Raw genomic sequence first — 14,736 nt, forward strand, 5'->3', positions numbered from 1 at the left:
AAATAATATATACCCTGGTTTTCATTGAGATGTATTCATTGGAAACCAGGTTTTTTAATGACAAATTTTATTAATTGACCTACATTGTCTTTAATTTTATACTTAAGTGATAAATTTACAAAGGTGATAAAACATGAAAATATATATTAGAGGACTAGACGATCATCGTTTCCAAAGACCCTTAGAATTATTATCACAATTATTCTTTGAAGATTGTAATGTATCTTTAGTTGAAATAGAAGATGCAGATTTAGAAATACAGTTCCATTTAGATGAACAAAATAAAGCTGTATCAGGTGAATTAGGAAAAGATATTCAATCTGCTACTACCTATGTAGAAGGAAAAGATGAAAAGGAGTCTTTCAAATTAAAAAAGAAAGCCGTTAATTTCGTCTTTTTAACATTGCTGCAGGATCAAACTAAAATAGAGCAAAAATGGGGAATTCTTACTGGAATTAGACCGACAAAACTTCTTCATACAAAATTAAAAAACGGCATGACAAAAGAAATGGCACATAATGAATTACGTAATGATTATTTAATTCATGAAGAGAAGATTCAATTGATGCAGTCAATTGTCGACCGTCAACTTAAAGTTATTCCTGATCTTTATAACTTAGAAAATGAGGTTAGTATTTACATTGGGATTCCATATTGTCCTACGAAATGTGCATACTGTACTTTTCCAGCTTATGCAATTCAAGGTAAACAAGGAGCTGTTGATTCATTCTTATATGGTTTACATTATGAGATGGAAAAAGTCGGTGAATTCTTAAAAGAACGTGGTATTAATATTACGACGATTTATTATGGTGGAGGTACGCCAACAAGTATTACAGCCGAAGAAATGGATTTACTTTATGCAAAAATGCATGAATCTTTCCCAAATATGAAAAATGTGCGCGAAATAACGGTTGAAGCTGGAAGACCTGATACGATAACACCTGAAAAACTTGATGTATTAAATAAATGGAATATTGACCGTATTAGTATTAATCCACAGTCTTATATTCAAGAAACATTAAAAGCAATTGGTAGACACCATACTGTTGATGAAACAATTACGAAATTCCATTTAGCTAGAGAAATGGGTATGAACAATATCAATATGGATTTAATTATCGGCTTACCAGGTGAAGGATTAAAAGAATTCCAATATACATTAGATGAGACTGAGAAATTAATGCCTGAATCTTTAACTGTTCATACATTATCATTTAAAAGAGCATCAGAAATGACGCAAAACAAGCAAAAATACAAAGTTGCTGAACGTGAAGAAGTACAACAAATGATGAATGAAGCTACCGTTTGGACAGAAAATCATAACTATCATCCATATTACTTATACCGTCAGAAAAATATATTAGGCAATCTAGAGAATATTGGTTATGCTGTAGATGGCCAAGAAAGCTTATACAATATTTTAATAATGGAAGAAGAACAAACAATCATCGGATTAGGCTGTGGCGCATCAAGTAAGTTTGTTCATCCAGGTACTCGTCAAATTACTCGATTTGCGAATGCGAAGGATCCAAAGTCGTATAATGATGGTTATGAACATTATACAAACGCTAAAATTAAAATTTTAGACGAGTTATTTTCAAAAAAGTGAATGACAATTCAATAAAATAAAGGATTTTCCCCTTTCAATGTTTAATGTTAAAAATAAACATAAATATAAAGGGGATTTTTTATGACAATTTCTAACACAGCAGATCACATTTTATTAAAAAAAGAGGGTCGTGTAGCTACAATTGTTTTTAATCGACCAGAAGTATTAAATGCAATGAACGAAGAAACATTTAGACAGTTTAGAGACGCTTTAGATGACATTAACAATTCAGAAGTAGACGTAGTTGTACTTTGTGGAAATGGCAAAGGCTTTTCATCTGGTGGAGATTTAAAATCAATGTTAAGTAATACAGATGATAGTGCATTTTCACCTGTAATGGATTTGATTTCAGAACTTGTTATTAAATTGTATACGCTACCAAAAATTGTAATCAGTGCAATTCACGGACCAGCAGCTGGAATTGGATTAAGCTTAGCGTTAGCAAGTGACTATGTACTAGCGCACGAATCTGGCGTATTAGCAATGAATTTTATCGGAATCGGACTAATCCCTGATGGTGGTGCACATTATTTCCTTGAAAAAAGAATAGGTGAATCAAAAGCAAAACAACTGATATGGGATGGCCAAAAACTAAATGCAACAAGCGCTCTTTCATTAGGGTTAATTGATGAAGTCATTTCAGGAGACTTAGAACAAGAAATCAAAAATCGCGTAAATGGTATTTTACAAAAACCAGTAAGCGCAATGATTCAAACAAAGAAAATATATACAGAAAACAACCTAGATAAACTAACAAAAGTATTAGCAGCAGAAAAAAACGGACAAGGCCTAATGAGAAAAACTGCAGATCACAAAGAAGGCGTACAAGCCTTCCTACAAAAAAGAAAACCGGAATTTACTGGGAAGTAAGAAAAGTGGAGGCGACTGTTCAGCTCCGACAAGCATAAGAACGATCTTAATAAAGGTTGCTCTTTAACCTTTTTAAGTTTGGGCTTATGACCTCGAGGAGCTAGGAGCCGGAACTAGACAGTAAGAAAAGTGGAGGCGACTGTTCAGCTCCGACAAGCAAACTCTTTCACTTTATAAGCAAATAGAAAAAAGCTGCGAAATATCATTCGCAGCTTTTTTATGGATGAAATAAAAGTAGTTTTCCAATTGGATTGATGCATCGATGAGTTTTATCAAGTGCTCCAAGGATAGCTAGTTTTTCTTCTCCGATTTTTTTCGCTTCTAGGTCAGAGTTAGCTTCAAATTGTTCGTCTACAATAGATTCCCCGCTTTGCTCAAATGCAGTAATACGATAGAGTGCCATGATTTTTCCTCCTTGAAATTCTCTATAATTCTTATTTTGGCATAAAATGAAAAGAAGTGTAAAGTAATAATTTGAATAATTAGAAAGTTGTAAATTCAATTTAAGTATATATCTTAACCATTTGTTACATTATGTCTTATTTTTTGTACCAAGATTGTTGGGATAAGTGAGTGTTTTAACGTATAATAGTGTACGTGACATAAGAATACATATTACAAAATGGTTTTAATTTGTTAGGAAAACTGAATTATTTTTCTTCATTTTATGTCTACTAATTTATTGATGTTGCAGAGGCTCATTGAACTAGAAGAAAAATAGACTTGTTGGAGGTACATGATGGATAAAAAAGTATATGAATATGAAGTGGGCGAACGCTTCGTGACGTTTTTGTTTTTAAAAGCTGTTACAAAAGGTGTAGCAAGTAATCAAAAATCATTTTTATCTTTGACATTACAGGATCAAAGTGGGGATATTGAAGCAAAACTTTGGGATATCTCTTCAGAACAAGAAGAAGCGTTTGTAGAAGGTGCAGTTGTAAAAGTAGAAGGGGAGCTTCATGATTATAGAGGAAAGCTTCAATTAAAGTTACGTCAAATTCGTCCTGCAAAAGATACTGATGAAGTAAATCCTGAAGACTTTTTTGCAAGAGCGCCAGTAGCGAAAAATGAGCTATACGAAAAAATTACTTCTTATATTAATAATATGGAAAATGAAAAACTTAAAAAAATTACCGAATACTTAGTATTAAAAAATGAAGATGATTTTCTTGAGTTTCCAGCAGCTACAAAAAATCATCATGAATTTGTATCTGGTTTAGCTTATCACGTATATTGTATGTTGAAACTAGGCGAATCAATTGCAACTTTATATCCTTCAATTAATAAGGATTTATTATATGCAGGCATTATTTTACATGACTTAGGTAAAGTTCGTGAGTTATCTGGTCCTGTTTCAACAAAATATACAGTAGAAGGAAACTTACTTGGACATATTTCATTAATGGCAATTGAAATTGGAAATGCTTCTATAGAACTTGGGATAGAAGGGGAAGAAATAACTGTTCTTCAACATCTTGTATTAAGTCATCATGGAAAATATGAGTATGGAAGCCCGAAACTACCACTAATTAAAGAAGCAGAAATCTTACATTATATTGATAATATTGATGCAAAAATGAATATGTTGGATCGTGCACTTGAGCGTGTAGAGCCAGGTGAATATACAGAACGCATTTTCCCGCTTGAAAATCGTAGTTTCTACAAACCTAAGTTTTAATCATTAGTAAGAGAAACCTAAAAGGATCATACTTACATTCAATAAAAAATCACAGTTCTTATGTTCTAAGAACTGTGATTTTTTTGAATCAATTTACTTAAGTGGTGCACACTCCTTCCAAATGAGAGTGAATTTCTGGATATGAACTGAACAAAAGGATTAACCGATTTCTACAAATAAAATACTAAAATAATCATACTTTTTCTGAAGTGACCATATAATGAAGCAAATGCTTGTCTACTAAGGAGGAAAAAATATGTTACTATTACCGTTTTGGATGTATATTGTCATTTTAGGGATATTTGTGAGTGGGTTTATGGTGTTGTATACATCTAAGCAAGATAGAGATGCAGATGAAGCTTTCATTGAAAAAGAGGGAGAAATTTATTTGCAAAGAATTAAAGAAGAAAGAGAAAGAAGAGAGCAGCTATTAATTAGTTCTGAAGTTTCTTCAAATTAACAAAAAAACTGCCTAACTTAATTAGGCAGTTTTTTTTATGGATTATTTCTTATTTTGTTTTTCTAAATCTTTATCTTCTAGTTTGAAATCTGCATCTTTAAGTAGAGAGTCTGAAAACGCTGAGAAGTTTTCTTGAGTTAACTTAGAAGCAGCAATCTTTTCGCGAGCTTCTTTTTCATTTACTTCTTTTTTATCAACTACTTTAATAATGTGGTAGCCAAATTGTGATTTTACTGGTTCACTAATTTCGCCAACTTTTAAGTTATATGCAGCTTCTTCAAATTCAGGTACCATCGCACCTTGGCCAAAGTAGCCTAAGTCTCCACCTTTATCTTTTGAACCAGTGTCAGTAGAATATTTCTTTGCAAGTGCCGCGAAATCTCCACCAGCATCTAATTCTTTTTTCACTTTTTTAGCAGTAGCTTCATCTTTTACTAAGATATGGCTTGCTTTAATTTCTGGTTTGTAATTTTCGATTTCCTTTTTAGTAACACTTTTTTGAGCAGCTTTTTCAGTTAATAAATCGATCTCTACTCGCTCTTTAAAAGCTTTTTCATCTTTAAAGCCATATTGAGTTAAGAATGCTTCAAACTGATCACCATTTTGTGTTTTATACTCATTGAACTTTTTATCTACTTCTTTATCGCTTACTTTAAAGTTTTTACGTAGATAATTTTCAATAGCCATTTGTTTTAGCATTGCTAAGCCAGCTGTATCTTTCATTTTATTATATAAATCTTCTGTTGTAATATTTCCTGAATTTGTTTTAGCAACTACGTCATCACCAATACTAGATGATCCACATGCTGCTAGTCCAAATACTGATGTTGCTAAAACTGCAGATACGATTAACTTTTTCATTTAAACATCTCCTAATAAATATTTAGACTTTATTTCTTCGTAAAAGAAAAATACCTAGCAAAGTATGTAAAATACATTTCCAATACATATCTAACTTTCTAATAACTGGAAATAACTTCACTTAATATATCATATTTTCCTTCAATGTGACAAAGTTTATCCCAAAAAAAGAAGAAATTGGAACGTATTTATAAAAAAAATTTGCAAAAAAGAAGCTTGTATATGTATGTCCTTAAAAATAAAATAGGCATTTGTTTAAAAAATAGCTTGCCAATCGTGACATTCGCACAGTCATTTGTAACTTTCGTTTATATATTATATAGAGTTACTTTTAGGAGGTTGGAATAATGGGAGCTAGTTCATCACATGAATTCGTATTAATCGTCGTTTTATTTATCTTATTAATTATCATTGGGTGTTCTTGTCTATAAGTGGTTCTCTATCTTTGAATTTAGAGAAGTACTAGGACTGTTGCCCAGACCATTTTATGATGCACGCATAAGATAAGATATGTAGCTAAAGGAGGTGTATATGATGAGCACAGGATTTCATGGTGGAGGTTTTGCTTTAATCGTCGTACTGTTCATCTTATTAATAATCGTTGGAGCAGCTTGCATATAATGTGTAAATAAGAAAAATATTCAACCGAAAGCTAAATGCTTTCGGTTGAGTTTTTAATGAGATAAAGAACAGATATACATAGAGCAAGGAATTGGGTGTCGAAATGAATAATAGAAGGGTAATAGGATGAATTTTTGGAGGGGAATTTTTGTGAATCGTTGAACAAAGTGGGTTAAAAACAAAAAGCGGTAGGATATAGTATCTTTGACCCGCTTCTTTTTGGTTGAGCAATCGTCAAATCCTTAACAGGTTAAGTTTGTCGCTCGAATTTAGAAAGGATACGCTTTCAATAAAAAACTTTGGAAAAGACTCTTTAATTAAGGTTTCTTAATCAGACGATTATCTTCTTCAATAAATTCTTTATCGATATTATCTAAAGTCGTTTCAAATATATCGATGAAATCTTTACCATAGATATTTCTTAAAATAGCCATGATTTCCATATTCTCAGGGAATTTACCATAGAACTCTTTTAATGGCAAAGTACCTTGGAAAACTGAGTTTGTTTCAGGATCGAATTCTTCTAATATATCTAATAACATGTTTTTGCCTTTTTCAGTTAACTCAATATAAGTATTTCGCTTATCTTCAACTTTTTTTGAAAATACTAATAAACCACGTTCTTCTAGCTTTTTAGAGAAATTAAAAGCAGTTGATACGTGCATTACACCAAATTTAGCAATTTCAGAAATTGAGGCACCCTTTAAATGGAAGGCGATCATTAAAATATGATGTTCATTGATATTTAAATCATAGGGTTTAATCCATGTTTGCCAGTCTTTTTCAACTGACTTCCATAATGCTTTCGAAATTTGGGCAATTCTTTGACTAAAAATCAAAGCTTCTTTCATTGTGTACATCTTTTGTTCAGTTTTCATCAATTCACCTTCTTTTCTATTTAACTATCTATTTATTATTATGCCAATAATATCTGAATAAATAAAGAACTTTTAGTTAGAATTTTTAAAAATTTTCACAAAGTAGTTGATAAAATTCTACAATTTTATATTATAATAGAATGTTATAAGTTGAAAAAGATATGCTCATATAATGTTGGACGAATCTTAAATAGGAAATATTAATATATTTACTAAATTGTTATATAGTAAATATAAACTATATAACCTAAAAAAAATAGAGTAAATGAAACGAAATGCGTAATATCCATGAAATGGAAAATAAAAAATAGGAGATCTGGGATCTCCTATTTTCTTATTTAATAATTGTCATAATTTATTATTGCTTAATAATATTATTTTCGATTGATTTTGCAATCTCTTGCAGTAGTTCGTTTGTGTATTTTTCTGAATTGGTCTGCCATTTTACATCGAATCCATCATTTTTTCCATATCGTGGTAAAATATGCATATGATAATGAAATACAGTTTGACCTGAAACTTCTCCACTATTATTTAATATATTTACACCTTCAACATCAAATGCATTTTTTATTGCGTTTGCAATAAGTGGGACTTTACTAAAATATGTAGCTGCAGTTTCTTCACTCATAGAGAATATATTTTCTACATGTTCCTTCGGTATAACTAAAGTGTGCCCTTTTGTAACCTGGCTTAAGTCTAGAAAAGCCATAATATTCTCATCTTCATATACTTTTGAAGATGGAATTGAACCTTCTGCAATTTTACAAAATATACAATTAGAATCATGTGCCATCGTAAACAATCATCCTTTACATTTTTTTCCTATTTTAACATAAATTCCATTTTTGCTGATAACAGAAAATAAAACAAGAAGCAACTAATAGTTGCTTCTTGCTGAAGGAGAAAGATATGATTTGTTAAATTGCTTTAGTTAAATTGTCTTTAACTGACACCTCATTTGCTGTAATGTTCAATTAATTTGTACACCTTATATTAAAAATATATGCTCTGCTCGAGACACCTCATTTACGAGTTGGTATACTAATGACCTTTGTGTTTAATGATATTGTTCAAGCGCACCATCCCCTTAGATGTTTTCACTGCTGTTTATACAACGATGTTTTGATCTTTCGGAGATACCTCATTTCACTTTAAACAGTTATCTTACAATGGTTTGAACGCAAACTTGATTTGACTCTTTAACAAACACCTCATCTCAAAATGGTTAAAAACCGGAAAAGAGAGTGTTTCTTTCCCTTCAAGAATTATGATACCCTTTAGCAGAAATAGTATTCAAAAAAAGAAGGATTTTTTTTTGGAGGAAGATAAATATGATATTAAGGAAGTAAAAGTTAATATTTGTTACAATAAATCTGAAAGTACTTTCGAAAGGATTTGTAGATAATGACTTTATTACATGTACAAGATGTATCAGGCGGATATACAAGACAACCTGTTATTAAAGATGTTTCATTTACGATAGAAAAACACGAGCTCGTTGGGTTAATTGGTTTAAATGGAGCTGGCAAAAGTACAACAATTAAACATATTTTAGGACTATTAAAGCCATTAAAAGGAGAAATCCTAATTAACGGAAGAAATTTTGATGCTGATCCGACTGTTTACCGTTCAAGCTTATCTTATGTTCCGGAATCACCAATGATTTATGATGAGCTTACATTACAAGAACATTTAGAAATGACAGCACTTGCATATAACATCCCTGAAAAAGATTTTAAACAACGAAGTGAAGAATTAATGAAAACATTTCGTCTTTATGAAAAAAGAAATTATTTTCCTTCCACTTTTTCAAAAGGTATGAAACAAAAAGTTATGATTATTTGTTCACTAATCGTACAACCAGAGCTATACATAATTGATGAGCCTTTTCTTGGGTTAGATCCAATTGCAATAAACGATCTTTTAGAAATCTTAAAGGTTGAAAAAGAAAAAGGTGCCGGTATATTAATGTCGACGCATATATTATCAACTGCGCAAATCTATTGTGATTCCTTCATTATATTACACGAAGGTGTAATCATTGCTAAAGGTACTCTAAATGAGCTTCAGGAACAATATAAGATGCCAAATGCGTCATTGGATGAAATTTATATCTTTGCTACTAAGGAAAAATCAATATGAAAACGGTCAAGCAATTATGGTCCAGCAGGTATAAAAGTTATTTAAAAGAAATTAGTAAGTATGGACGTTATATCTTTAATGATCATATTAAATTTGTTCTTGTTTTTGGATTTGGTGGGGGAGCATATTACTATCAACAACTATTGAAAACAATCTCATTAGATTTTCCAGCTGTTTTATTTATTTCAATTGTGTTTGCTTTACTAGTGACTTCTGGGCAAATCACTACATATTTTAAAGGGCCAGACTTGTATTATTTGTTGCCTTTAGAAAAAAGAATGAAAGGATATTTTATTAGATCCTATTTCATAACTTTTTTAGTGCAAGCTTATTTGCTATTAATGTTTTTGGGTGTTATATATCCAATTTATAAGAAGTTTATGTTGGGGGAAACAACAAGTTTTATTGTTTTCATTATCATTATTTTCTTATTGAAGGCATACCATTTATTTGTTTCATTTCTACATACATCTAATAAAGGAATTTTAAGTCGAGCTCTTGATTATTGTGTAAGAGCTATCGGTTCATTTTTCTTTATCTATGCTTTATTAAGCAAATGGAACATTATCCTTCTATTCAATCCGATTATTTGGTTAGCGGTTTATGCAATATTAATTCAAACAATTAGTCAGAATAAGAGGGTACAGTGGGAAAGGAATGTTAAACTTGATACTTCTCGTTTAGCGAGTTTTTATCGTTTTGCGAATTTATTTACAGACGTGCCTTCTATTCAGCAACAAGTAAGACGACGTAGATGGGCTGATCCAATTATAAAAAACATAAAAACAAAGAATGCAGCTGATTATTTATTAGTAAGAACATTTATAAGAAATGGTAATTATTTAAGCATGTTTATTAGACAATTATTTGTTGGTGCATTTGTTATTTATCTTGTTCCGACAGTTATTGGGAAAATAATAATCGGTGTTTTATTGTTATACATGATCGGGATTCAAAATATGGCGATTTTAAAACAATATAATTATCATATGTTATGGAAAATATATCCTTATACAAATGACGAAAATAAAAAATCCATTTCAACTCTTTTGTATATACTACTGGTAATATGTAGTGTAGTTTTTAGTGTAATTGTACTGGTTAAAGGAATGACAGCATTAAATTTTCTTTTGATGATCTTCATTTATCTGGTGTTTTCAGTTTGGTTTATAAAATTTTATGTGTCAAAAAGGTTGAGCCAATCACAAAAATTGTAAAGGGTGAACCAAATGGATTCTTATGAACTGCGAATTCAATACGAGTTATCAAGATGGAAGCAAAAAATATTAACCGATTCAAACGTATTTAAAACGTCTGCTAAGAAAATACAATTAAAGATACAATCGTTACTTCCAGAGCAAATACAAGATTTACTAACCCAATCAATTAAAAATATGATGACTTTGTTCATCGGTGGTTCATCTGTTTTTAGTGGTGGGAGTGAAGAGTATGATGCTTTATCACTAAGGGAACGTGATGACATTTTAGATAAAAAACTGAATGAATATAAGAAAATTTCTGCTGTAGAAGGTGCAGGAACTGGTGCAGGAGGTATCTTATTAGGACTAGCTGATTTTCCTTTACTAATGGGAATTAAAATTCGCTTTTTAGTTGAAGCAGCAAAAATTTACGGATATGCACCAAAAGATGAAGTTGAACGTCAATTTATGTTGTATATATTTCAATTAGCATTTTCAAGTGACGAACATCGAAAAAAGACTTTACATGTGATTGAAAATTGGGAAGATCAAATAGATCAAAATCCACAAATAAATTGGGAACATTTACAACAGGAATACAGAGATCACATTGATTTAGCGAAGTTACTACAATTAGTACCTGTTATTGGTGCACCTGTAGGAGCGTATGTGAATTACCAACTGCTTGAACAATTAGGAGAAACGGCGAAAAACGCATATAGACTTAGACATCTAAAGAAAAAAGGAGAACTTTTGAAATAAAGTTCTCCTTTTTCTTATTTTTGATCAACTAATTTATGTGAACTCATTAGTGACTTTAAAGATACTGATCCAAGCGTTTTTGCAGCAATTAACATCGCTTTTTCGTCAAAATCAAATTTTGGGTGATGATGCGGGTATGCTTCTATAGTATTTGGTTTTGCTCCAGTGAAAAAGAATGTTCCCGGAACTTTTTGAAGATAATATGCAAAATCTTCTCCACCCATTTTTGGATCCATTTCTTTAACGTGTGTAACTTCATCGATAGTAGCAGCGACTTGAACTAATAATTCTGTTTCTTTTTCATGGTTTACGACAGGAGGATAGCCATCATCGTATTTAAATTCATAAGTAACGTCATTTGCAAAACAGATCCCTTTAATAATTCGATCCATTTGCTCTTTAACTTTTACTTGCGTTTCTTTCTTAAACGTTCTCACTGTTCCAATTAAAGTTGCTCGATCTGCAATCACATTAAATGCATTTTTAGCTTCGAAACTTCCGATAGATAGTACAGCTGTATCAATTGGATTTGTTTCACGGCTTACAATTTGCTGAAGGGCCATAACTAATTGGCTTGCAATAACAATACTATCTTTCGTGCGGTGAGGTTCAGCACCATGACCACCTTGACCTTGGATCGTAATTGAAAAACGATCTGCCGCCGCCATTATTGGCCCACTACGGTATCCAATTGTACCTAAATCTTCAATTGCCCATAAGTGAGTTCCATATATTTCATCAACACCATTTAGACAACCATCGGCAATCATTGAGACTGCTCCTCCTGGTGCATATTCTTCTGCATGTTGATGAATCAATACGATTTTTCCATTCCAATGTTCTTTTAGTTCATTTAAGGCCTTTGCTAAATACAATAATGTTGCAGTATGACCGTCATGACCACACGCGTGCATAACTCCAGGAACTTTAGATGCATAAGGTACATTCTTTTCATCTTGTATTGGTAATGCATCAAAGTCAGCTCTTAGTGCAATTGTTTTTCCAGGATTTCGACCATGAATTGTAGCAACAACACCATTTCCACCAACATTAGATTGATATGTAATACCTAATTGCTTATAAAAGTTTTGAATGAATTTGGCAGTTTCGTATTCTTTAAATGAAAGCTCAGGATGCTCATGTAGGTATCTTCGTGTGGAAACCATTTCTGGAAAATATGATTCTAATAATGTAAATAAATCAGACATTTTTTCATTCCTCCTACTATGTATCTATCTTTACCTATTCAAGAAATATATCGGTAATCCTTTAAAAAAATGCTAACGAATATATTGGCGAAAAATGTATTTCCAAGGAAATAAGTAGCGAAAAAAAGAAATTAATGACTAATCAATGGGAAAAAATGGATATACTATGATGGAAATGGTATGAGAAATGTAGGTGAATGCTTTGAAAAAATGGGGATATTTAGCAATAGGATTGTTAGGTGTTCTATTAATCAGTTTTATTGGATTTTTACTCATCGTTTTTTTAGGAAACTATGTAATAGATGAAGAGAAGCTAGTTATCCATTCTTCATCAGAAATGGTTGATCTTGAAGGGAACTTTGTTTCGAAATTATATAATGAAAACCATCAAATTGTTTCGATAGATGATATACCAGAATATACACAACAGGCAATTGTATCAATAGAAGATGAACGATTTTACAAGCATCATGGAATCGATGTTCAATCAATATTTCGGGCAGTCATCCATGACTTAAAGGCATTTAGTAAAGTACAAGGTGCAAGCACACTCACACAACAACTTGCTAAAAACGTGTTTTTAACAAATGATAAAACATTTATGAGAAAGACAAAAGAGGTTATTATCGCCATTAACCTCGAAAGAAAATATACAAAGGATCAAATTTTAGAAATGTATTTGAATCAAGTATATTTTGGACATGGAGTATATGGTATAGGTGGTGCATCTAAGTATTATTTTGGGAAGGATATAGAAAATCTTTCATTAGAAGAAAGTGCCTCTTTGGCTGCATTATTAAAAGCTCCTTCACATTATGACCCAGTTTCTCAGCCAGAAAGAGGGCTAGAACGTAGAAATTTAGTCTTGTATAAAATGCTAGATAATCATTACATTACTGAAACAGAATATAGTAAAACAAAAGCCAAGCCAACGGAGTTGAAAATTACTGAGCAGAAATTTGAAAACGGTTATGCAACATATATTGACATGGTTATTAAAGAGGCTAAGGAAAAATACGATATTTCATATGATGAGTTGTTAAATGGTGGTTATAAAGTAGTCGTACCAATTCATAAGAAAACACAGTTAACAGCATATAAGTATTTTAAAAATGGAAACTACTTTCCTGGTACCGATGAGTTTGCTGAAGGTGCATTCGTTTTAATTAATTCAAAAACAGGTGGCGTTGAAGCAGCTATTGGAGGAAGAAATTATTACTTCCAAGGACTAAATCGAATAAATGTAAAAAGACAACCAGGATCAACAATTAAACCATTACTAGTTTATTCGCCAGCACTGGAGACAGGTAATTATAATCCATATTCATTAATACCTAATGAACAGAGTGCTTTAGGTGAGTATAAGCCTAAAAACTATAATAATGAGTATTCAAAGAATATGACAATGTATAAAGCAATTCTTGAATCAGCAAATGTGCCAGCAGTTTGGCTACTAAACGACATTGGTATAGAGGTTGCTAAAAATTACTTAGAGAAAATGAATATAAGTATTCCAGATAGAGGATTAAGTATGGCGTTAGGTGGGCTTAAGAATGGGTTAACGCCATTAGAACTCGTGAAAGCATATAGTACCTTTGGTCACGAAGGAGATGCATTAGAACCATTCGTGATAAGCGCTATCTATGATCATAACAATGAATTAATAGCGAATGCGAAAATTAAAGAATATAAAGTATTTTCATCTCAGACTTCTTGGTATATGACTAAGATGCTGAGTGGTGTTGTAAAAGAAGGTACAGCAGATAAAGGTGTATTCGAAGGAGATTTAGCTGGAAAGACAGGGTCTACAAATATTCCAGGTCAAACTAACGGTAATAAGGATGCTTGGTTCGTTGGATATACACCTGATGTAATTGGTACAATATGGATGGGTTATGATAAGACAGATGCAAAGCATTTTTTACGAAATGGTAGTACTTATCCAACAATTCTATTTAAGAAGATTTTAAGAGAAGCTGGAAGAGAACCGACTACTGAATTTGAAAAACCTAAGAATATCGCAGACTTAGATTCTCCAATCGAACTAGAGCCAATTAGTAATCTCAAATCGAAAGTATCTTTCTCTCCATTTGGATTATTCTCGGTGAAATTAACTTGGAAAGTACCAATTGATGAAAGACAACAATATCATATTTATCGAGTGAGAGATGGGAAAGAAAAATTAATTGATACAGTTACAGGTGTTGGCGAATATCGTGATACTTTTGTAAATGTATTTAATGTTTCTTCATATTATGTAGTTCCTTATAATCCTCAAACAAAAGAAGAGGGTGAGAGGTCTAAACTTGTCAATCCAAACATAAGAAATAAAGAATAGACATTTTAAGGCTCTCCTTCTTATCTAAAGATTTGAAGGAGAGCTTTTTATATGTGGATTTATATTTAATTTCCAAGAAACACTCATAGATATATGGGAAGTTA

15 protein-coding genes are annotated in these 14,736 nt (G+C 31.6%); 10 read left to right on the top strand and 5 right to left on the bottom strand.

All coding sequences use genetic code 11. The annotated features are described in order from the left end of the window. Positions 1-133 precede the first annotated feature (133 nt). Both V7056_RS06475 and V7056_RS06480 read left to right on the top strand, forming a co-directional pair. Positions 134-1,612, top strand: a complete 1,479-nt coding sequence (locus tag V7056_RS06475) for a coproporphyrinogen III oxidase (protein ID WP_499700383.1) — start codon at positions 134-136, stop codon at positions 1,610-1,612. Between the two features lie 81 nt (positions 1,613-1,693). After that, positions 1,694-2,482 carry an enoyl-CoA hydratase gene (locus V7056_RS06480; RefSeq protein ID WP_499700385.1) on the top strand — a complete coding sequence of 263 codons (789 nt, stop codon included), beginning with the start codon at positions 1,694-1,696 and terminating at the stop codon, positions 2,480-2,482. Between the two features lie 217 nt (positions 2,483-2,699). On the opposite strand, the gene V7056_RS06485 is transcribed toward V7056_RS06480, so the two are convergent. Then, on the bottom strand, positions 2,700-2,885 hold the full coding sequence (locus V7056_RS06485) for a YhzD family protein (protein ID WP_499700387.1): 186 nt from the start codon (positions 2,883-2,885) through the stop codon (positions 2,700-2,702). A 336-nt stretch (positions 2,886-3,221) separates the two neighbouring features. On the opposite strand from V7056_RS06485, the gene yhaM reads away from it, so the two are divergent. Both yhaM and V7056_RS06495 read left to right on the top strand, forming a co-directional pair. Further along, entirely contained in the window at positions 3,222-4,160 is a 939-nt protein-coding gene (gene yhaM, locus V7056_RS06490) for a 3'-5' exoribonuclease YhaM (RefSeq protein ID WP_499700389.1), read from the top strand. A gap of 256 nt (positions 4,161-4,416) precedes the next feature. After that, a complete protein-coding gene (locus V7056_RS06495; protein WP_087999911.1) occupies positions 4,417-4,620 on the top strand; it encodes a sporulation YhaL family protein in 204 nt (67 codons plus the stop codon). A 42-nt stretch (positions 4,621-4,662) separates the two neighbouring features. On the opposite strand, the gene V7056_RS06500 is transcribed toward V7056_RS06495, so the two are convergent. Next, entirely contained in the window at positions 4,663-5,481 is an 819-nt protein-coding gene (locus V7056_RS06500) for a peptidylprolyl isomerase (protein WP_499700391.1), read from the bottom strand. Positions 5,482-5,828: 347 nt separating this feature from the next. On the opposite strand from V7056_RS06500, the gene V7056_RS06505 reads away from it, so the two are divergent. Then, entirely contained in the window at positions 5,829-5,912 is an 84-nt protein-coding gene (locus V7056_RS06505; protein WP_087999913.1) for a YjcZ family sporulation protein, read from the top strand. Positions 5,913-6,012: 100 nt separating this feature from the next. After that, a complete protein-coding gene (locus V7056_RS06510; protein ID WP_499700393.1) occupies positions 6,013-6,102 on the top strand; it encodes a YjcZ family sporulation protein in 90 nt (29 codons plus the stop codon). A 317-nt stretch (positions 6,103-6,419) separates the two neighbouring features. Here V7056_RS06510 and V7056_RS06515 read toward each other — a convergent pair whose 3' ends face one another. Continuing rightward, the gene (locus tag V7056_RS06515) at positions 6,420-6,980 is read right to left on the bottom strand and encodes an HTH-type transcriptional regulator Hpr (RefSeq protein WP_499700395.1); all 561 of its coding nucleotides are present in this window, start codon (positions 6,978-6,980) and stop codon (positions 6,420-6,422) included. 358 nt (positions 6,981-7,338) lie between these two features. Continuing rightward, positions 7,339-7,776, bottom strand: a complete 438-nt coding sequence (locus V7056_RS06520) for an HIT family protein (protein ID WP_499700397.1) — start codon at positions 7,774-7,776, stop codon at positions 7,339-7,341. A gap of 608 nt (positions 7,777-8,384) precedes the next feature. On the opposite strand from V7056_RS06520, the gene V7056_RS06525 reads away from it, so the two are divergent. From V7056_RS06525 to V7056_RS06535, 3 genes are read left to right on the top strand one after another with little or no spacing between them, the layout of a single operon-like run. Then, positions 8,385-9,125: an ABC transporter ATP-binding protein gene (locus V7056_RS06525; protein WP_499700407.1), complete on the top strand. Its 741-nt coding sequence runs from the start codon at positions 8,385-8,387 to the stop codon at positions 9,123-9,125. Next, positions 9,122-10,342, top strand: coding sequence for an ABC transporter permease (locus V7056_RS06530; protein WP_499700399.1), 1,221 nt, complete (start codon positions 9,122-9,124; stop codon positions 10,340-10,342). Before V7056_RS06525 ends, V7056_RS06530 begins: the two co-directional genes overlap by 4 nt. 12 nt (positions 10,343-10,354) lie before the next feature. Then, positions 10,355-11,086 carry an EcsC family protein gene (locus tag V7056_RS06535; protein ID WP_499700401.1) on the top strand — a complete coding sequence of 244 codons (732 nt, stop codon included), beginning with the start codon at positions 10,355-10,357 and terminating at the stop codon, positions 11,084-11,086. Positions 11,087-11,100: 14 nt separating this feature from the next. Here the strand turns inward: V7056_RS06535 and V7056_RS06540 are convergent, their stop codons facing one another. Next, positions 11,101-12,294: a M20 family metallopeptidase gene (locus V7056_RS06540; protein ID WP_499700403.1), complete on the bottom strand. Its 1,194-nt coding sequence runs from the start codon at positions 12,292-12,294 to the stop codon at positions 11,101-11,103. A gap of 193 nt (positions 12,295-12,487) precedes the next feature. On the opposite strand from V7056_RS06540, the gene V7056_RS06545 reads away from it, so the two are divergent. Next, positions 12,488-14,632 carry a transglycosylase domain-containing protein gene (locus V7056_RS06545; protein ID WP_499700405.1) on the top strand — a complete coding sequence of 715 codons (2,145 nt, stop codon included), beginning with the start codon at positions 12,488-12,490 and terminating at the stop codon, positions 14,630-14,632. Positions 14,633-14,736: the final 104 nt, after the last annotated feature.

Source organism: Bacillus sp. JJ664 (assembly GCF_036962205.1).
GTDB lineage: Bacteria > Bacillota > Bacilli > Bacillales > Bacillaceae_G > Gottfriedia.